Genomic DNA, 17,707 nt, shown 5'->3' on the forward strand with positions numbered 1-17,707 from the left:
AACCTTTTGAATGGGAACTCTCTATTAAGTTCCTCCGACCTGTTAGATACGGGCGGTCCTTCCCGCCCCCGTGGCTTCCCCATCCGCGGCACCGGCCGCGGACCACGCAACCGCGCCCCCGCCGGGGTGCACGAGGAGGCGTGACCATGGATCTCGATGTGGTCGACCTTTCGCGGTGGCAATTCGGCATCACCACCGTCTATCACTACATTTTCGTCCCGCTGACCATCGGGCTTGCCCCGATGGTGGCCATCATGCAGACGATCTGGCACCGCACCGGCCACGAGCGCTGGTACCGGGCCACCCGGTTCTTCGGAAACCTCTTTCTGATCAACTTCGCGATGGGGGTGGTCACCGGCATCGTGCAGGAGTTCCAGTTCGGCATGAACTGGTCCGAGTACGCCAGCTTCGTCGGCGACGTCTTCGGCGCTCCCCTGGCGTTCGAGGGGCTGGCGGCCTTCTTCTTCGAGTCCATCTTCCTCGGGGTGTGGATCTTCGGCTGGGGCCGGGTGCCTGCCTGGGCCCACCTGGCCTCCATCTGGACCGTCGCGGTGGCGGTCAACCTCTCCGCCTACTTCATCATCGTGGCGAACTCCTTCATGCAGCACCCCGTCGGCGCCCGCTACAACGCCGAGACCGGCCGCGCCGAGCTCACCGACTTCTGGGCGCTGCTGACCAACCCCACCGCCGTCCAGGCGGTCCCCCACGCGATCTTCGCCGCGTGGCTGCTCGCCGGCACCTTCGTCTGCGGGCTGGCCGGCTGGTGGATGGTGCGCGAGCGCCGCGCGGGGGACCCCTCCGGCGACGCAGCCACCATCTGGCGCACGTGCACGCGCTTCGGGGCGTGGGTCATCCTCGTCGCCACCGCCGGTGTCTTCCTCACGGGCGACTTCCTGGCCAAGCTCATGTTCCTCCAGCAGCCGATGAAGATGGCCTCCGCCGAAGCGTTGTGCCACACCGAGACCGACCCGGCGTTTTCCATCCTGACAATCTCCACTCTGAACAACTGCGAGACCGCCGTGCGCGTCATCGACGTGCCCTACGTGCTGCCCTTCCTCGCCCAGGGCCGCTTCACCGGGGTGACGCTGCAGGGCGCGCTCGACCTCAACGCGCAGTACGAGGCGCTGTATGGCCCGGGCAACTACATCCCCAACCTCTTCGTCACCTACTGGTCCTTCCGCCTCATGATCGGCTTCCTCGTCGTGCCCGTCATCATGGCGGTGGTGGCGCTGTGGATGACCAGGAAGAACCGCGTGCCCTCCGCCCGCTGGATCTCGCTCGCCTGCCTGGCGGCGCTGCCCGCCCCGTGGCTGTCGAACTTCTCCGGCTGGGTGTTCACCGAGATGGGCCGCCAGCCCTGGGTGGTTCACCCCAACCCCACCTTCCAAGGCGGCGGGCCGAACGGCGAGGAGCAGATCCGCCTGCTTGTCGACGTCGGAGTGACCAACCACTCCGCGTGGCAGGTGCTGCTCAGTCTCACGGTGTTCACGCTGCTCTACGGCGCGCTGGCGATCGTGTGGTTCCTGCTCATGCGCCGCTACGTGCGCTACGGCCTCGACCAGCCCGGGCTGCGCGCCGGCGACTCGGCCCACATCGCAGACGCCACCTACGGGCCGGCCGAGGACGGCGAGCTCGCCCCGCTGAGCTTCGCGCCGGCCCCCGCCGACCGCACCGCCACCGAAGGAGAAAAGTAATGGACCTCAACACCGCCTGGTTTCTCGTCATCGCCTTCTTCTTCACCGGCTACTTCGTGCTCGAGGGCTTCGACTTCGGCGTCGGGATGCTCCTGCCCTTCGTCGGCGGCGACACCCCGGAGGACAACGACCGCCGCCGCACCGCCCAGGTGGCCACGATCGGGCCTGTCTGGGACGGCAACGAGGTGTGGCTCATCACCGCGGGCGCGTCCCTGTTCGCCGCCTTCCCCGAGTGGTACGCAACCCTGTTCTCCTGGCTCTACCTGCCCCTCCTTCTCATCCTCGCGGCCCTGATCGTGCGCGGGGTGGCGCTCGAGTGGCGCGGCAAGGTGGACACTCCCCGCTGGCGGGCGCGCTGCGACGCCGGGATCGCCTTCGGCTCCTACGTGCCCGCCGTCGTGTGGGGCATCGCGTTCACCAACCTGGTCACGGGCGCCCCGCTCGACGCCTCCGGCCGGGTCACCTCATTCAGCGAGGGCTTCCTCGGGCTGTTCAGCCCGCTCGGGCTTCTCGGCGGGGTGGCCTTCGCCCTGCTGTTCGCGCTGCACGGGGCGTTCTTCGTCGGCTTCAAGGCGGAGGAGCCGTTGCGCGGGCGGGCGCACTCCCTGGCCACGCGCCGGATCACGGCGCCCGCGGTCCTCGCCGCCGCCGCGTACTTGCTGTGGCTGCAGAACGACGCCGGGGCACGGTGGACCTGGGCGGCGCTCGCGATTGCGCTCGTGGCGCTGGTCTCCTCCGTGCTCGCGGCGCTGCGCGGTCGCGACGGCCTCGCCTTCGGGCTGACCGCGCTCGCTGTCACCGCCGCGGTGGTGCTGATCTTCGGTTCCCTCTTTCCGGAGGTGCTGCCGTCGATCGGTGCGCACCCGGGCTGGGACATCTACTCCGCCTCCTCGAGCCCGTACACGCTCAAGGTGATGAGCTGGGCGGCGCTGGTCATGGTGCCCCTCGTCGTGGTGGCGCAGGGCTGGTCGTACTGGGCGTTCCGCAAGCGGGTGACGGTCTAGGCCATGGCCTCCCCCGTCAACCCACGTCTGTTGCGACTGGTGCCGCCCGTCCGCGGGCTCATCGTCCGCGCCGGGGTCTACCAGGGCCTCGCCACCGCCCTCGTCGTCGCTCGCGGCGTGGTGCTGGGTGTCATCGCCGCCTCGGTCGTGGAAGAACGACAGGTCTCCTTCGCGGCGCTGTTCCTCGGGTTGGGCGCGATCCTCGCCGCCCACGGCGCCGTGGTGTGGGCGGCGCGGCGCGCGTCGGCCCGGGCGGTTGGGCAGAGCGTCGATAAGCTGCGCGAACAGGCGCTGCGGGCGCTAGCGCGGGAGGATCCCCGGGTGGTCGAGGAGCAGGCGGCGACGTGGCGGCACGTGCTGACCCGCGGGATGGACGACTTCCGCCCTTACCTGTCGGAGTTCGTGCCCTCGCTCGTCGCGCTCGCGGTGGCCACGCCCGCAGCGCTCGCCGCCGTCTTCGCCTTCGACTGGGTCTCCGGCGTCCTCGCCGCGGTGACGCTGCCGCTGATCCCGGCGTTTATGGTCCTCATCGGCCGGCTGACCGTCTCGCGCACCGAGCGCCGCCTGCGGGTCACGGCGGGGCTGGGCCAGCAGTTGGCGGACCTGCTCGGGGGGGCGCCCACGCTGCGCGCGCTGCACGCCACCGCGCGCCCCGCGCGGCAGATCCGCGAGATCGGCGCCCGCCACGAGGAGGCCACGATGGGCGTGCTGCGGCTGGCCTTCCTGTCGTCTTTCGCCCTCGAGTTCCTGGCCACGCTGTCGGTGGCGCTCGTCGCGGTGAGCGTCGGCCTGAGGCTCGTCTACGGGGAGATCTCCCTGCTCGCGGGCCTCGTCGTGCTCATCGTCGTGCCCGAGGTCTTCGCCCCCGTGCGCCGGGTGGGCACGAACTACCACGCCGCGGCCGACGGTCTCGAAGCCGCCGAGAAGCTGTTGCAGCTTATCGACGCCACCCCCGCCGCCACCGGCGCCTACCTCTCGCGCGCCGGCGAGGGTCTGGCCGTCCGAGACCTCTGCGTGCGGGGCCGCGACGGCGTGCGCCCCGACCACCTCACCTTCACGGCGCGCCCCGGTGCGGTGACCGTGCTCGCCGGGCCCAACGGCGCCGGGAAGTCCACCGTGTTCCTCGCCGCTCTGGGAGCCTTGCCGGACGCGGCGGTGAGCGGGTCCGTGCGCGTCGGCGGACAGGCTGCCTACGCTCCGCCGCGCCCGGCCACGGTGCCCGGCACCGTGCGGGAGAACCTGGCGCTGATGGGCACCGCGCCCCGCGACCCGTCGGTCGGCGTCGCGCTCGACCAGCGGATCGGCGTTGCGGGCCGCGGGGTTTCCGCCGGGCAGTTGCAGCGCATCGGCCTGGCCCGGACGCTCGCCTCGGACGCGCCAGTGCTGCTTCTCGACGAACCCACCGCCCACCTCTCTCCGGCGCTCGTGGGCGAGGTGCTCGCCGCGCTGCACCGCGAGGCCGTTGCTGGGCGCACTGTCGTGGTGGCCAGCCACGACCCCCGCGTCGTCGCGGCGGCCGACGAGGTGGTGCGGCTGTGAGGGACCTCGCCTTTCTGCTCCGGGTCGCGGGCGTGCGTCGCCGCGACCTCGCCGCCGCGGTGCTCGCGGGCTCGGTGACGCTTCTCTCCGCGCTGAGCCTGACGGTGCTGTCGGGCTGGCTGATCACCCGCGCCTGGCAGATGCCGCCGGTGCTGCACCTGTCGGTGGCGATCACCGCCGTGCGCGCCCTGGGCATCTCGCGCGCGGTGTTCCGCTACGTCGACCGCCTTGTCTCCCACCGCCTGGGCCTGTCGGCGCTGACCACGCTGCGCGCCAGGGTCTACGACGCGATGGCCGCCTCCGCGCCCGTCACCCGCGCCCGCGGCCACGCCAGCCTGGTGGGCGACACCGAGCGGGTCACCGACTACATCGTCCGCTCGGTGGTGCCCCGGGGCGTGGCCGCGGTGCTCTCGCTCGCCTGCGTGATCTTCGCGGCGTGGCTGCACCCCGCCGCGGCCGCGGTGCTCGCCGCCGCCTTCGCGGTGACGGGCCTGGCGGTGCCCCGCCTCGCACTGCGCGGGCAGGTGCGCTACCGCGAGACCGCCGACGAGTACCTCGCCCGGCTCGACGACGTCCTGGGCCACCGCGCGGAGTTCCTCGCCGCGGGCCTGGCGGAGCAGCGCCTCGACGCCGCCGTCGCCGCCTCCGGGCGCGACACCCGCGCCGTCGTCGACGCGCAGCGGCCCCTCGCAACCGCCGACGCCGTCCAGGCGTGGGCGACGGGAGCGGTCACGCTGGCGATCACCCTGATTGGGGTCACCGCCTACCCCGGTTCCCCGGTCTGGCTGGGCATGCTGGTCATGCTCCCCCTCGCCGCCTTCGAGTCGCACGCCGCGCTGCCGGACGCCGCCGTCCACGCCCGCGACGCCGCCGAGTCCGCCGCGCGCCTGCGCCGCATCCTCACCCACCCCACCCCGCCGCCGCNGATCGGAGATGTGTATAGGAGCCAGCCCGTGTATAAGAGCCAGCCCGTACCCGCCGCCGCCGCCCGCCGCGGCGGATACGGGCGGGGTTGTGGAGGCCCGCGGGCTGCGCACCACCCACGGGGACGCCGTGTGGGACTTCCGCCTCGAGCCGGGCGAGCGTCTGCTCGTCCAGGGTCCGTCCGGCTGCGGCAAGACTACGATGCTCGAGACCCTCGCGGGGTTGCGCGCCCCCGCCGCCGGCGAGGCCCTCGCCCCCGCCGGCACCCGCCTCTTCGCCGAGGATGCCTGGGTCTTCGCCACCACGGTGCGCGACAACCTGCTCGTCGCCGCGCCCTCGCTTGACGACGCCACCGCAACCGCCGTCCTCGCCGCCGTCGGCTTCGAGTTCCCACTGGACTTCCTGCTGGCCAACGGCGCCGACTCGCTGTCTTCGGGCCAGCGTCGCCGCCTGCTGCTCGCCCGCGCACTGTGCAGCGAGGCCGACGTCCTCCTGCTCGACGAGCCGACGGCGCACCTCTCCCCCGACGCGGCTGAGTCGCTGCTCGACACTCTCTTGCGCGGGCCGCTGCCCGGCCCAAAGCCCTTGCGCACCGTGATCGTGGTGGCGCACGACGAGGGGTGATGTGCGGGGAAAGTGTTTGCCGTGCTGTCCTCGCACATGCCCGTTAGTGAATGCGTGTTAGTCGAGAAGGTGGGGGCGCTACAACGTGCTCCGCTCGACTAACGAGCATTTGCTAACGAGCATGTGGCCCACGCGCGAAAAAGCGGCCGGTGGATGTGTTCCACCGGCCGCTTCACTGTGTACCCCGTACGGGATTTGAACCCGTGTTACCGCCGTGAGAGGGCGACGTCCTAGGCCGCTAGACGAACGGGGCTTGTTCGCTTGTCGTTTGCGACTCGTTAAACTTAAAGCATCGCATGATCATCTAACAAATCGCCTGCTCACGCACCGTTTTCGCGGCTACAGCGCGACGGCGCCCACCAGGGCGGCGCCGATGACGACGGACCACGCCGGCGCCTTCCACGCCTGCAGCGCGGTGAAGGCCGCGACGGCCACGGCCATGGTCGCCGCCCCCGTGACCCCGGCGGTGAACACGGGGTTGTAGAGCGCCGCGCCGAGGATTCCCACGACGGCGGCGTTGGCCCCGCCGAGCACCCCGGCGGCGGCGCTGTGGCGGCGCAGCGACTCCCAGAACGGCAGCGCGCCGACGACGAGCAGCGCGGCCGGCAGGAAGATCGCCACGGTGGCCACCAGCGCGCCCCACCACCAGGTCACGCCGTGGGCGCTCGCGCCCAGAAAGGAGGCGAAGGTGAACAGGGGCCCGGGGACGGCCTGGGCAGCCCCGTAGCCGGCGAGGAAGGTGTCGTGGTCCACGAGCCCCGGGGGCACCGTCGCCTGCTCGAGCAGCGGCAGGACGACGTGGCCCCCGCCGAAGACCAGCGCCCCGGCGCGGTAGAAGGTGTCGAAGATGTGCGCCGCGGCTCCCCCGGCCCGAGCCAGGATCGGCAACACGACGAGCAAGGCGACAAAGGCGCCGAGGCACGCCACGGCCACCGGAACCGGCACGCGCGAGGCACGCTCGGCGGTGCCGGAACCAGCCTCGGACCGCTTCCGCGGCAGCGCCAGCCCGCCGAGGGCGCCGAGCGCGATGGCGGCCACCTGCGCGAAGGGGCCGGGTACGAGGAGCACCACGCACGCCGCCGCGGCGGCGATGAGCGCCCGCCAGCGGTCGGTGACCAGGTTCGTGGCCATCCCCAGAACGGCGTGGGCCACTACCGCCACCGCAGCCGCCTTCAGGCCGAGCAGCCAGCCCGCGCCCGCGATGTCGCCGAGCCGGGCCACCCCCAGGGCGAAGGCCACCATGAGCACCACCGAGGGCAGCGTGAACGCGGCCCAGGCCGCGAGCATCCCGGTGAACCCGGCGCGGCGCAGGCCCACCGCCATGCCGACCTGGCTCGAGGCGGGCCCGGGCAGGAACTGGCAGAGGGCCACGATGTCGGCGTATTCCTTCTCCCCCATCCACTTTTTGCGCTCGACGAACTCCTCGCGGAAGTAGCCGAGGTGGGCGACGGGGCCGCCGAAGGAGGTCATGCCGAGGCGGAGGAAGACTCGGAAGACACCCAGTGCTGAACCGGGGGCTGAACCCGGGGCGTCGGAAAGCGAAGATGTCACCGCTTCAGGGTGGCACACCCCGCCCCGGACCGCAGGGCTACGCGCCGCGCGAGAGGCGGTAGCCCACCCCCGGCTCCGTGAGCAGGTGGCGCGGGTGCGTGGGGTCGTCCTCGATCTTGCTGCGGATCTGGTGCGCGTAGACGCGCAGGTAATTGAGCTCGCGGCCGTAGCCGGGCCCCAGGTGGAGGCGAGGAGCTCGTCGTGGCGCACGAGCTTGCCCTGCGCCTTGGCCAGGGTGCTCAGCATGCGCCACTCGGTGGGCGTGAGGTGGAAGGGCCGGCCGCCCTTCGACGCCTCCGACTCCGCGAAGTTGAGCATGAGGCCGCCGAAGGCGACGGCCGCGATGGAGTAGGAGCCCCAGCGCATCTCGTTGTCCGGGTTGACGCCGATGAGCTTCTAGATGACGCGCTCGGCGCGGTTGTGCTTCTCGTCGGTGAAGCACTTGTACAGGTATGTGCCGACGGGCACGCGGGCCGCTGCGAGCAGGATCAGGACCAGCAGCAGGGCGCAGATGGTTTGGATTAGCAGTGGCATGGCATCCTCAGAACTTCTCGGGGTTGAGCAACGCGTACACGAGGTACACGAGGACACCGACACTGAGAATGGCTCCGATGAGATCTTGAGTCATGCGGAATAAATAACCACCGCGAGTTCCCGCACGCGGGGGGCCTGACTGAAATCTGAGGCGCCTTGACGCGTTCTTAATCCCGCCGCGCGGGCGTGCGAAGACCTCAGCGCGTTTCGGGGCGCGTTTTGACCCCGTTTTGACGCTGAGGTCTTCCCGCGGGGGCGTGAGGTCTTCCCGCGGGGGCGTGAGGTCTTCCCGCGGGGGCGTGAGGTCTTCCCGCGAGGGCGCCGGCGCGCAGCACCTCGACGATGCGGGCGATGTCGGCGTCGGCAAGCGGGGCGGGCAGGGTGAAGCGCAGGGCGGACTGCGCGAGCTCGGGGTCGTAGCCCATCTCGAGCAGCACGGGCGAGGGTCCGGACTGCCCGGCGCGGCAGGCCGAGCCGGAGCTGACGGCGTAGCCCGCCGCGTCCAGGGCGACGAGCAGCGCCTCCCCGCTGACACCCTCGACGACGAAGGAGGCGTGGTTCGGCAGGCGCTCCGTGCGGTGGCCGGTCAGTCTTGCCCCGGGCACGCCGCCCTCGATCGCCGCGACGAGCGCGTCGCGCGAGCGCATCAGCTCCACGGCGCGCGTGCCCACCTCCGCGGCGCACGCCCGCACCGCCGCGGCGAAACCGACGATCCCGGCGAGGTCGGGGGTCCCGGCGCGGCGCCCGCCCTCCTGGTTGCCGCCGTGAATCAGCGGCTCGAGGGGGACGTCGCGCGGCAGGAGCAGCGCGCCGACGCCCTGGGGCCCGCCGAACTTGTGGGAGGCGATCGCCATGCTCGCCGCGCCCGGCCCGGGCCAGCCGCCGGGGGCCAGGCTGACGGGGAGGTTGGCGGCGGCCTGCACGGCGTCGATGTGGCAGGGTGCGGCGTCGGCAAGCTTCGCGACGTCACCGACGCTGCCCACCTCAGCGTTGGCGAGCCCGAGGGCGAGGAGTGTGGCGTCGTGAGGCGGGCGGGCGTCGGCGCGGACCCTCCCGTCGGCGTCGACGGGCAGGTAGTCCACCGCAAACCCGTGGACACGGGCGAGGTGCTCGCAGCTGGCCAGGACCGAGGAGTGCTCGATGCGGGTGGTCACCACGCGGCGCCCGCGCGGGTCGGCGAGCGCGCGGCCGATGATGCCGAGGTTGTTGGCCTCGGTGCCGCCGGAGGTGAACACGACGCCGTCGGGGCGCACCCCGAAGGCCGCGGCGATGGACGCGCGGGCGGCGGCGAGTTCGCGGGCGGCCCACTGCCCCGCCGCGTGCACGCTGGAGGGGTTGGCCCCGCCGGCGTCCCAGATGCGCAGCATCTCGGCGCGGGCCTGGGGGCGCAGCGGCGCGGTGGCGGCGGCGTCGAGGTAAACCACCTAGTTCACCTCGTCGAGCCCGAGGTCGATCGCGCCCGCGCTGTTGGTGAGGCGGCCGACGGAGATGACGTCGACGCCCGTGGCGGCGATGGCGGCGACAGTCTCCAGGGTGACGTTGCCGCTGGCCTCGGTGGCTGCGCGGCCGTCGATGAGCGCGACGGCGCGGCTCAGCTCGTCGGGGGTGAAGTTGTCGAGCATGATGCTGTCGACGCCCCCTGCGAGCACGGCCTCGATCTGCTCGATGCCGTCGACCTCCACCTCGATGTGGGTGGTGTGGCCGACGCGGTCGCGGATGCGCCGCAGCGCCCCGGTGACGTCGCCGCCGAGGGCCGCGAGGTGGTTGTCCTTGACCATCACGGCGTCCGAGAGGCTGTGGCGGTGGTTGTGCCCGCCGCCGGCGCGCACGGCGTGTTTCTCGAAGGCGCGCAGCCCCGGGGTGGTCTTGCGGGTGTCGACGATGCGCACGTCGAAACTCTCGACGGCGTCGACGTAGCGCGCGGTCAGCGTGGCCACCGCGCACATGCGCTGAGCGAAGTTCAGCGCGACGCGCTCGGCGGTGAGCACGCCGCGGGCGGGGCCCTCCACGAGTGCGAGGCGGTCCCCGGCCGCGAAGCGCGCCCCCTCCGGGGCGAGGTCGGTGACCTCGATGGCGGGGTCGGTGAGCGCGAAGGCGGTGCGGACCACCTCTCCCCCGGCGAACACGCCCGGCTCGCGGGCGACGAGCGCCGCGCGCAGGCGGGCGTCAGGCGCGATGGCGGCCTCGGCGGTGATGTCGCCCCAGGGTGCGTCCTCGTCGAGCGCGGCGCGCACGGCGGCGGTGATGGTGCGGTGGGTCAGCATGTGGTTACTCCTTCGGTGGCGCGCAACAGGATCGGGCGGGCCTGGGCGGGGTCGGTGTCGGGGTGGTCGAGGCGGCGGTGCGCCCCGCGCGACTCGGTGCGCGACTGCGCGGCGGCGGCCATGAGCCGGCCGATACTCGCTGCGTCGCCGCCGGGTCCGTCGAGTGCGGCGAGGGTCCGCACGATCCCCTCCCCGGTGCGCTCGACGCCGAGGCCGGCGGCAATCGCGTCCCGGGCGTCCCCGTCGGGGCCGGGGCCGGGCAGGGCGACGTCGAGGAACTCCCCGCTCACGGCGGGTGCCACCCACTCGCCCGCGCTTGCCGACGCCTCCCCCGCCGCAGCCCCGAACACCAGCGCCTCGAGCAGCGAGTTGGACGCCAGCCGGTTCGCGCCGCGCACCCCGGTGCGGGCCACCTCGCCCACCGCGTACAGGCCGGGCAGCGTGGTGCGCCCGCTCAGGTCGGTCACCACTCCGCCCATGCTGTAGTGCGCGGCGGGGGCGACGGGGACGAGCTGGCGGGTCCAGTCGATCCCCGCCTCAGCGAGCCGGGCGGTGATGCCGGGGAACGCCCCGGGCAGGTCGGGCACGTGGCGCGCGTCGAGCCACACCGGGCCCGCGTCCAGGGCGCGGCACACCCCGGCGGAGACGACGTCGCGCGGCGCGAGCTCGCCGCGCGGGTCGGTGTCGAACAGGAAGCGCCTGCCCTCGCCGTCCACGAGGTGGGCCCCGGCGCCGCGCACGGCCTCCGAGATAAGGTGCCCGGTGCCCTCGAGGACGGTGGGGTGGAACTGGACGAACTCCATGTCCGCCAGCAGCGCCCCGGCCCGCGCCGCGGCGACGATGCCGGTGCCGATCGCCCCGGGGGCGCCCGTCGAGCGCGGGTAGACGCCGCAGTAGCCGCCGGTGGCGAGGACGACGGCGTCGCCGGTGAGCCGGGTGCCGTCGGCGGTGTCGAGGCCAGCCACGGTGCCGTCGCGAAGCACGAGGCTGCGAAGCCGCGTCCCCGGCGCGTGGCGGATGCGAGGCTCCTCGAGCACCCGCCCTGCGAGGAAGCGGTGCAGGGCCGCACCCGTCCGGTCGCCGCCGGCGTGCACGATGCGCGCGACGCGGTGGGCCGCCTCGAGCGACAGGCCCGGATCAGCCGGGAAACCCGCCGCGAGCAGCGCCTCGACCTCCCCCGCCCCGCGCCGCGCGAGGTGCTCGGCTGCTCGCTTGTCGACAAGCCCCGCCCCGGCGGCCACGGTGTCGAGGGCGTGCGCCTCCGGGCTGTCGCCGGGCCCGAGGGCTGCGGCGATGCCTCCCTGCGCGAGCTGGGTCGACCCCGGGCTGGCATCGATGCCCTCGCCCGGGTAGGCCAGGGTAACCTCCGCCCCCGCGCGCGCCGCGCCCAGGGCGGCGGCGAGGCCGGCCGCGCCGGAGCCGAGGACGACGACGTGTCTCATGGCTTCGCTGCGAGCATGCGCTCGAGCGCGACGCGGGCGTCCGCGGCGACGTCGTCGGGCACGACGATGCGGTTCGGCGTCTCCCCCGCCACCAGCGATTCCAGCGCCCACGCCAGGTAGGCCGGGTGGATGCGGTACATCGTGGAGCACGGGCACACCACCGGGTCGAGGCAGAAGATCGTTCGGTCCGGGTACTGCTGGGCCAGCCGGTTGACCATGTTGATCTCGGTGCCGATGGCCAGCACGTCGCCGGGGCCGGACGCCTCCACTTCACGACGGATCACCTCCGTCGACCCCGACACGTCCGCCGCGTCGACCACGGGGGCCGGGCACTCGGGGTGCACGATCACCCGCACCCCGGGGTACTCGGCGCGCGCCCGCTCGATCTGGGCGACGGTGAAGCGCTTGTGCACGGAGCAGAACCCGTTCCACAGGATGACCTTGGACTGCGCGATCTGCTCCGGGGTGTTTCCGCCCAGGGGCTGGTGCGGGTTCCACAGGATGATCTGCTCGTCCGGGATGCCCATCGCCCGGGCGGTGTTGCGCCCGAGGTGCTGGTCCGGAAGGAAGACGACGCGCTCCCCGCGCTCAAAGACCCACTCCAGCACCGTGCGCGCGTTGGAGGAGGTGCAGACGATGCCGCCGTTGCGGCCGCAGAACGCCTTGATCTCGGCGCTCGAGTTCATGTAGGTCACGGGCACGAGCGGGGCTTTAACCGGGACTGAGTCCGAAGCTGAGTCCGGGGCGGCTGGGAGGGCGTCGACAAGCGCGTCCCAGCAGGACTCGACCTGGCCGATGGTGGCCATGTCCGCCATCGAGCAGCCGGCGGAGAGGTTGGGCAGGATCACGGCCTGGTCCGGGCCGGAGAGGATGTCGGCCGTCTCCGCCATGAAGTGCACCCCGCAGAAGACGAAGGCCTCGGCCTCCGGGTGTGCTTTCGCTGCCTGCGCGAGGTTGAAGGAATCGCCCACGAAGTCGGCGAACTTCACGATCTCGTCGCGCTGGTAGAAGTGGCCGAGGATCTTCACGCGGTCGCCGAGCTGCTGCTTCGCCGCGGCGATCATGGCGTCGAGCTCCTCCGCGCTGGCGCGCGTGTAGCGCTCGGGAAGGGGGCCCTGCTGCGGGGCGGAGGCGGGAAAGCGGTCCGCGCGGGAGGCGCCGGGGCCGTATGAGCCCGCCTGGTCGACCTCCCAGGGCTCGGCGGGGAGCTGGGAGTCGCAGGTCGCGCGCTCCGCGCGGGCGGCGGTGAGGATGAGGTTGGTCACGGAGGTCATAGCTGGTCCTTGCTGTCGCTGGTGAAACGGTAGAACTTCGCGGGGCGGTGCTTCGCCCCGGCCTGGGTGGCGCCGGTCTCCTCGAGCTCGCCGGAGGCGAGCACCTGGCGGCGGAAGTTGGCCGGGTCGACCGCCTTTCCCACGATCACCTCGTGGACGGAGCGCAGCTCAGCGAGGGTGAACTGGTCTTCGAGGAAGCGGTGGGCGATGAGCGCCTGCTCGGCGCGGCGCCGCAGCCTCTCCACCCCAGTACGGATGATCTCCGCGTGGTCGAAGGCGAGCTCGGGCAGGTCGTCGGCGGGGCACCAGCGGATGTTGGGGTCGTCGACAGGCTTCGCGCCCCGGAAGTCCGCCGCCCGGAACTGGGCCCAGTAGGCGATGGTGACCGTGCGCTCCGCCTGGGCCGACCGTTCCACCGAGCCGAAGGCGTAGAGCTGCTCCAGGTGGTTGGGCTCGGCGTTCGTCGCCGCGACGAGCGTCTCGTGGGCCGTTTCGGTGAGCGTCTTGTTCCACTCGGTGGGCCCGCCCGGCAGCGCCCACGCGCCCTTGAAGGGCGAGCGGGTGCGGCGGACGAGCGGTACCCACAGCGCCCCGGGGCGCGGGGGGCGGTGCGGCGGTTCGACGGCGAAGGCCACGGTGGACACCGCCACCGTGGGTTTCTGCCGGCGCCGCTCCGCGACGTTGAGACTGTGCCAGCCGGGCATCGCGAGCCTCCTGCTCTCTCCGACTACTTAATGTCATTTTGACTTTAAGTGAGCGTAGAGTGCGGCCCGCCACAGAGTCAAGCGTTTGCCGCCCCGGCTACTCCGGGTGCCTCGGGTTGACCAGCCCGGAGCCCTCGGGCGCGTGGGCCGGGTCCTCTCCCGCCTCGAGCTGGCGGTTGTCCCCGTCGACGAAGATGACGCGCGGGCTGTAGCCCTCCAGCTCCTCCGGCGAGTACTGCGCGTAGCCGATGATGATCACCAGGTCGCCCGGGCTGATCAGACGCGCGGCCGCCCCGTTGATGCCGATCACGCCCGTGCCCCGGTCACCCGTGATGGCGTAGGTGGTCAGGCGGTTTCCGTTGTTGATGTCGACGATGTCGATCTGCTCGCCCTCGAGGATGTCGGCAGCGTCCATCAGGTCGGCGTCGATGGTGCAGGATCCCACGTAATGCAGGTCCGCCTGCGTGACGGTGGCCCGGTGGATCTTGGATTTCAGCATGGTGCGCAACACGGGAGAAACTCTATCCAGCGCGCGAGCCCGCACACAACAGGGCTGTGTATTCCGCCACCTTCTTGAAAACCTATTGGAAATGGGCAACTGGCGAGGTTTAATGAAAGTGAACTAAAAATCCCCTCCGCACACCGCTCCAGGAAGAGACACCGTGAACAACCACACCGTTCACGAAACGCGCGACCACGAGCACAGCGAGGGCTGCGGGCACGTCGCGGTCCCCCCGGCGACCACGTGGACTACCTGCACGACCGCCACATCCACCGCGAGCACGACGGCCACTGGGACGAGTGCGAGCCCGCCGAGCACCGCACCCACGAGGACCACGAGCACCAGCACGGCGAGGGCTGCGGCCACGTCGCGGTTCCCCACGGCGACCACGTGGACTACATCCACGACGGCCACCGCCACGCCGCCCACGAGGGCCACTGGGACGAGCACTAATCCCCCGGCAACCTTTCCAGCGGGCGCCCCTCTTGCGGGTGCCCGCTTTTCGACGTCATTCCTGTGGGTTACTCGTTTTCATGGCGCTTTCGCCGCGATCGAGTCTTCCCATCGAATACCCGCCCCTAAAGCACCACTCACGCAAAACGGTACAGAGCCTGAGACAGTACGGCCCGAGACCTCAGAAGCTCAATCGTCTCCCCTATGCCACTCATCATCGGCTTCTTTCCCCACATACACTAGGCCCATCTGCACACCTCACACATTCCACTTCCCTGGCGCAGCTTTCGCGTAGTCCACGCCAATGGTCTTGAAATGTTCAGTCGCGGCATCGATCTTCGCTTGTTCTGTGGCGCGCAACAGATGCTCGCTCATTGTGCTCTTTGTCTCACGAATCATGTACAGCTTGTCCTCGCCATCCACATGCTTCACGATTGCCCAGTCCGGGTTATACGCCCCTACCGGTGTATCGATCTTGAACTTGGGCGGTAGTTTCAAAAACAGCTTGATGTCATCGCGCTCATCGAGAAGTTCGGCGAACTGGCGCTCGGTCTCCGAGTCGTAGACAACGAAGTCATAGTCAGTCTTGTCCTTGTTGTTGACCTCGTAAAGGTTGTCTAGAAAGTACTGCTTTTCTTCCAGTCCGTCTTTTTGGAGCTCGGTAAGCGAATAAACACTGCCGCCGATCCGCTCGTATTGGACACCTTCGGTGACAATCGCGGCAAGCTCAGCTTCAATGATTCCTCGGACCATTTTGATGTAGTCGTTCGGGTTCGCGATGAATTCATCGAGTCGTCCGCTTTGGATCAGGATGTCGATAATCGTCATGCGGGTTAGCGACGTCGCCTCCTGGAGTTCCGACACAATAGCCGGCAACTTATACCCGCCCCGAAGGTCAGCGGTACGGCTGCTGGTTTCCGCTCCTTTAGTGCCCCCACGAGCAATGGTCAGCTTTGCCTTTTTCACTTCGATTCGAAGTGGATCGATTCCCTCGGCCTTCTCAATCTTTCGTACTGCATTCTTGATCAGCACATCGCGATCAACCGAGACGCTATATGTGGTGCGCTGGCTAATCTTTTCCCAGAACTCTTCAAACTCACGCGACGTGAAATATAGCTGCTTGTTTAGCTTGCGGGTTGTTCGTGCTCGTTTCGGTTTCACGTAATGGCCGATGTTAGCCCGTCGCAGCACCTCACGAATCGCGGTCTCGACCGGGCTGAACTCTGCCTCCAAGCCAAGAGAGAAATCATCAGCATCTGGAGTGAAAGATTCTGTAACGTAGCCGTCTTGATTTAGGAATCCCCGATCCTTGAGCTGGTCCCAAATCTCTGCCGAATTGTTGTAGCCTAGGTTCTCTTGGCCTCCAGATCCTGGCTTTGGAAGTTTGGCAAAATCGCCCTTGCGAATGTAGCCGATCGCCACACCCGCTTTCTTGTATTCCTTCTGCAGGTTGGTGGCGAACTCTTGGTAAGACTCATTTGCGACAACGGTCAACTGGGCCACTGCTCGATCAGCGACACGTACACCGTCCCGGTTGACTGGAAGGCGTAAGCCTCGTCCGATTGTCTGGCGACGCTCAGTGTCAGAGCCCATCTCGCGCAATGTACAAATTTGGAAGACGTTCGGGTTGTCCCATCCCTCCCGCAAAGCGGAGTGAGAGAAGACGAAACGAACCGGTTCCTCTTCACTCAGCAAACGCGCCTTGTCTTTCATGATCAAATCATAGGAGTCATCATCCTTCGCGGTTTCACCCGAGGTGTCTCCATACACTCCCTTCTTGATTTGAGAGAAGTATGCGCGCCTGAGGTCGATCGGATCTTGCGGCAAGAGCTCCTTGTACTCTGAGAACCGCTCCCTCTCCTCAAGGAATAGTTCATCGAACCACTGCGCAAACTTCCCGTTAGCAGATGCGTTATCTGCGCCCTCTCCTAAATAACTTGCAACCTTATCTACAAAGAACAGACTTAGCACTTTGATGCCGTGTTTACGCAGCAGCGACTCTTTGCGGAAGTGCTCGCGGATGGTCTCACGGATCATCTCACGGTAAACAGCCTCGTCATTACTGCCAATAGACTCGCCGACCTGCAGAATGCCGTGGTGAGTGAGTTCAATAAACCCAGCACCTTCGAGGTTAATTTCATTGATACGCCAGTTGTTCTCGTAAGCATTGTTGCCAGTCACTTTCGCTAGATCCTGGTTCTGCTTGACCTTCTTGACTTGGCGATCAAGCGAACCATCCTTTTTGCGGCACACCAACTCCAGGCTCGCCTGCCACGGATTTCTGTCAACGCTCAAGAGCTTAATGTACGGCTTGGCGTCTCCACCGTGCTCCGTCGCCTCCGCCACGACAATTTGCTTGACTAGCCCGAGTTCATGGGCATCCACCGGGTCCAGCCGGTATGTCACGTTGCGAGTTTCACGGTGTGTCGCACTATAGCGAAGGATGAAGGCTGGATCCATACCCGACAACGCTGTCTTCGAAAGTTCCGACTCCATATTTTGTGGCTCGTCCATGATCAGTATAGGACGGGTTGCACGCAGAAAATCGATCGGACGCAATCCGTTGAGCTTGTCTCGCGTCTGATTCATGATCAAGTTATTGCCTCGACCGCGCACCGAACCAATCGTCATGATCATGATCTGGATGCTCGTCGACGTAGCAAACGACTGCACCTCTTCAGCGTTCTTACCGCTGTAGACCATGTAATCGAATGGCCGCGCTGGATACAGCTGACGGAAGTGATCATGCATCAACTCAATACTGGTCTTAACACCCTCGCGAATCGCCACGCTGGGCACGAGAATGACAAACTTGGTGAAGCTGTATTTCTCTGCTAGCTCGAAAATGGTTCGGAGGTAAACGTATGTCTTACCGGTACCGGTCTCCATCTCGATATCGAACTGCAGCCCGTCGATAAGCTCACGCGTCGGTTTAAGCCCCTGGCGGTTTTGCACCACCCGGAGGTTCTCGAGCACTGTCTCTTCTTCCAGCAAGAAGTTGTTGCCGACTGCGCCCACTTCTTCACTTAAATCAATGTCGAGGGACTGATTGCTCGTTTCCGGCAGCAGCTTCGTGGTGTGAAACGCAGTGAGAAAATCCCCGGCGTCACTGGGCTGACCATCAAACAGATCAGTCACAGAACTAATCGCCTGGAGCTGGTATTCCTGTTTGGCATCAAACTTGAACTCCATACCCAC

At 68.6% G+C, this 17,707-nt stretch carries 13 protein-coding genes, 1 tRNA gene and 3 pseudogenes; 5 read left to right on the forward strand and 12 right to left on the reverse strand.

Annotated features, from left to right (window positions below; all coding sequences use genetic code 11):
- Positions 1-146: 146 nt before the first annotated feature.
- The 4 genes and pseudogenes from DYZ02_RS01810 to cydC all read left to right on the forward strand — a co-directional run bounded on the left by DYZ02_RS01810 (position 147) and on the right by cydC (position 5,785).
- Entirely contained in the window at positions 147-1,694 is a 1,548-nt protein-coding gene (locus DYZ02_RS01810; protein WP_115684736.1) for a cytochrome ubiquinol oxidase subunit I, read from the forward strand.
- Complete coding sequence (gene cydB / locus DYZ02_RS01815; protein WP_115684737.1) at positions 1,694-2,698, forward strand: cytochrome d ubiquinol oxidase subunit II; 1,005 nt, start codon at positions 1,694-1,696, stop codon at positions 2,696-2,698. Before DYZ02_RS01810 ends, cydB begins: the two co-directional genes overlap by 1 nt.
- Positions 2,699-2,701: 3 nt before the next feature.
- Positions 2,702-4,237 (forward strand): ABC transporter ATP-binding protein/permease, encoded by a 1,536-nt coding sequence (locus DYZ02_RS01820; RefSeq protein ID WP_115684738.1) that lies wholly within the window; start codon positions 2,702-2,704, stop codon positions 4,235-4,237.
- 32 nt (positions 4,238-4,269) lie between these two features.
- Positions 4,270-5,785, forward strand: a pseudogene (gene cydC / locus DYZ02_RS01825) (thiol reductant ABC exporter subunit CydC).
- A gap of 180 nt (positions 5,786-5,965) precedes the next feature.
- Here cydC and DYZ02_RS01830 read toward each other — a convergent pair.
- From DYZ02_RS01830 to panD, 11 genes and pseudogenes are all read right to left on the reverse strand, one after another.
- A tRNA-Glu gene (locus DYZ02_RS01830) sits at positions 5,966-6,038 on the reverse strand.
- Positions 6,039-6,124: 86 nt separating this feature from the next.
- On the reverse strand, positions 6,125-7,255 hold the full coding sequence (gene chrA / locus DYZ02_RS01835) for a chromate efflux transporter (RefSeq protein ID WP_115684739.1): 1,131 nt from the start codon (positions 7,253-7,255) through the stop codon (positions 6,125-6,127).
- A gap of 118 nt (positions 7,256-7,373) precedes the next feature.
- Positions 7,374-7,618 (reverse strand): annotated as a pseudogene (locus DYZ02_RS01840) (winged helix-turn-helix domain-containing protein); the annotation flags it as partial.
- Between the two features lie 114 nt (positions 7,619-7,732).
- Positions 7,733-7,870, reverse strand: coding sequence for a hypothetical protein (locus DYZ02_RS11290; RefSeq protein ID WP_181896865.1), 138 nt, complete (start codon positions 7,868-7,870; stop codon positions 7,733-7,735).
- A 7-nt stretch (positions 7,871-7,877) separates the two neighbouring features.
- Positions 7,878-7,964, reverse strand: coding sequence for a K(+)-transporting ATPase subunit F (gene kdpF / locus DYZ02_RS11705; RefSeq protein WP_115684740.1), 87 nt, complete (start codon positions 7,962-7,964; stop codon positions 7,878-7,880).
- Between the two features lie 103 nt (positions 7,965-8,067).
- Positions 8,068-9,294 carry a cysteine desulfurase family protein gene (locus tag DYZ02_RS01850; protein ID WP_115684741.1) on the reverse strand — a complete coding sequence of 409 codons (1,227 nt, stop codon included), beginning with the start codon at positions 9,292-9,294 and terminating at the stop codon, positions 8,068-8,070.
- The gene (gene nadC / locus DYZ02_RS01855) at positions 9,295-10,134 is read right to left on the reverse strand and encodes a carboxylating nicotinate-nucleotide diphosphorylase (protein WP_115684742.1); all 840 of its coding nucleotides are present in this window, start codon (positions 10,132-10,134) and stop codon (positions 9,295-9,297) included. It lies immediately after the preceding gene.
- Positions 10,128-11,576: an L-aspartate oxidase gene (locus tag DYZ02_RS01860; RefSeq protein WP_115684743.1), complete on the reverse strand. Its 1,449-nt coding sequence runs from the start codon at positions 11,574-11,576 to the stop codon at positions 10,128-10,130. Before DYZ02_RS01860 ends, nadC begins: the two co-directional genes overlap by 7 nt.
- On the reverse strand, positions 11,573-12,850 hold the full coding sequence (nadA, locus tag DYZ02_RS01865) for a quinolinate synthase NadA (RefSeq protein ID WP_115684744.1): 1,278 nt from the start codon (positions 12,848-12,850) through the stop codon (positions 11,573-11,575). The genes DYZ02_RS01860 and nadA overlap by 4 nt, the downstream gene beginning before the upstream one ends.
- A complete protein-coding gene (locus DYZ02_RS01870) occupies positions 12,847-13,554 on the reverse strand; it encodes an NUDIX hydrolase (protein WP_115684745.1) in 708 nt (235 codons plus the stop codon). The genes nadA and DYZ02_RS01870 overlap by 4 nt, the downstream gene beginning before the upstream one ends.
- A gap of 97 nt (positions 13,555-13,651) precedes the next feature.
- Positions 13,652-14,065, reverse strand: coding sequence for an aspartate 1-decarboxylase (gene panD / locus DYZ02_RS01875; protein WP_115684746.1), 414 nt, complete (start codon positions 14,063-14,065; stop codon positions 13,652-13,654).
- A 151-nt stretch (positions 14,066-14,216) separates the two neighbouring features.
- Between panD and DYZ02_RS01880 the strand changes: the two are divergent.
- A pseudogene (locus DYZ02_RS01880) lies at positions 14,217-14,509 on the forward strand (hypothetical protein).
- 258 nt (positions 14,510-14,767) lie between these two features.
- Here DYZ02_RS01880 and DYZ02_RS01885 read toward each other — a convergent pair.
- Positions 14,768-17,701: a restriction endonuclease gene (locus DYZ02_RS01885; protein ID WP_115684747.1), complete on the reverse strand. Its 2,934-nt coding sequence runs from the start codon at positions 17,699-17,701 to the stop codon at positions 14,768-14,770.
- Between the last annotated feature and the right edge of the window lie 6 nt (positions 17,702-17,707).

Source organism: Corynebacterium senegalense (assembly GCF_900411315.1).
Classification (GTDB): Bacteria; Actinomycetota; Actinomycetes; order Mycobacteriales; family Mycobacteriaceae; genus Corynebacterium; species Corynebacterium senegalense.

Excerpts from the sequence above, each read along its gene's own strand:
- DYZ02_RS01810 (WP_115684736.1), top strand. The coding sequence starts at position 147 with ATGGATCTCGATGTGGTCGACCTTTCGCGGTGGCAATTCGGCATCACC.
- cydB (WP_115684737.1), top strand. The coding sequence starts at position 1,694 with ATGGACCTCAACACCGCCTGGTTTCTCGTCATCGCCTTCTTCTTCACC.
- DYZ02_RS01820 (WP_115684738.1), top strand. The coding sequence starts at position 2,702 with ATGGCCTCCCCCGTCAACCCACGTCTGTTGCGACTGGTGCCGCCCGTC.
- chrA (WP_115684739.1), bottom strand. The coding sequence starts at position 7,255 with ATGACCTCCTTCGGCGGCCCCGTCGCCCACCTCGGCTACTTCCGCGAG.
- DYZ02_RS11290 (WP_181896865.1), bottom strand. The coding sequence starts at position 7,870 with ATGCCACTGCTAATCCAAACCATCTGCGCCCTGCTGCTGGTCCTGATC.
- kdpF (WP_115684740.1), bottom strand. The coding sequence starts at position 7,964 with ATGACTCAAGATCTCATCGGAGCCATTCTCAGTGTCGGTGTCCTCGTG.
- nadC (WP_115684742.1), bottom strand. The coding sequence starts at position 10,134 with ATGCTGACCCACCGCACCATCACCGCCGCCGTGCGCGCCGCGCTCGAC.
- DYZ02_RS01860 (WP_115684743.1), bottom strand. The coding sequence starts at position 11,576 with ATGAGACACGTCGTCGTCCTCGGCTCCGGCGCGGCCGGCCTCGCCGCC.
- nadA (WP_115684744.1), bottom strand. The coding sequence starts at position 12,850 with ATGACCTCCGTGACCAACCTCATCCTCACCGCCGCCCGCGCGGAGCGC.
- DYZ02_RS01870 (WP_115684745.1), bottom strand. The coding sequence starts at position 13,554 with ATGCCCGGCTGGCACAGTCTCAACGTCGCGGAGCGGCGCCGGCAGAAA.
- DYZ02_RS01885 (WP_115684747.1), bottom strand. The coding sequence starts at position 17,701 with ATGGAGTTCAAGTTTGATGCCAAACAGGAATACCAGCTCCAGGCGATT.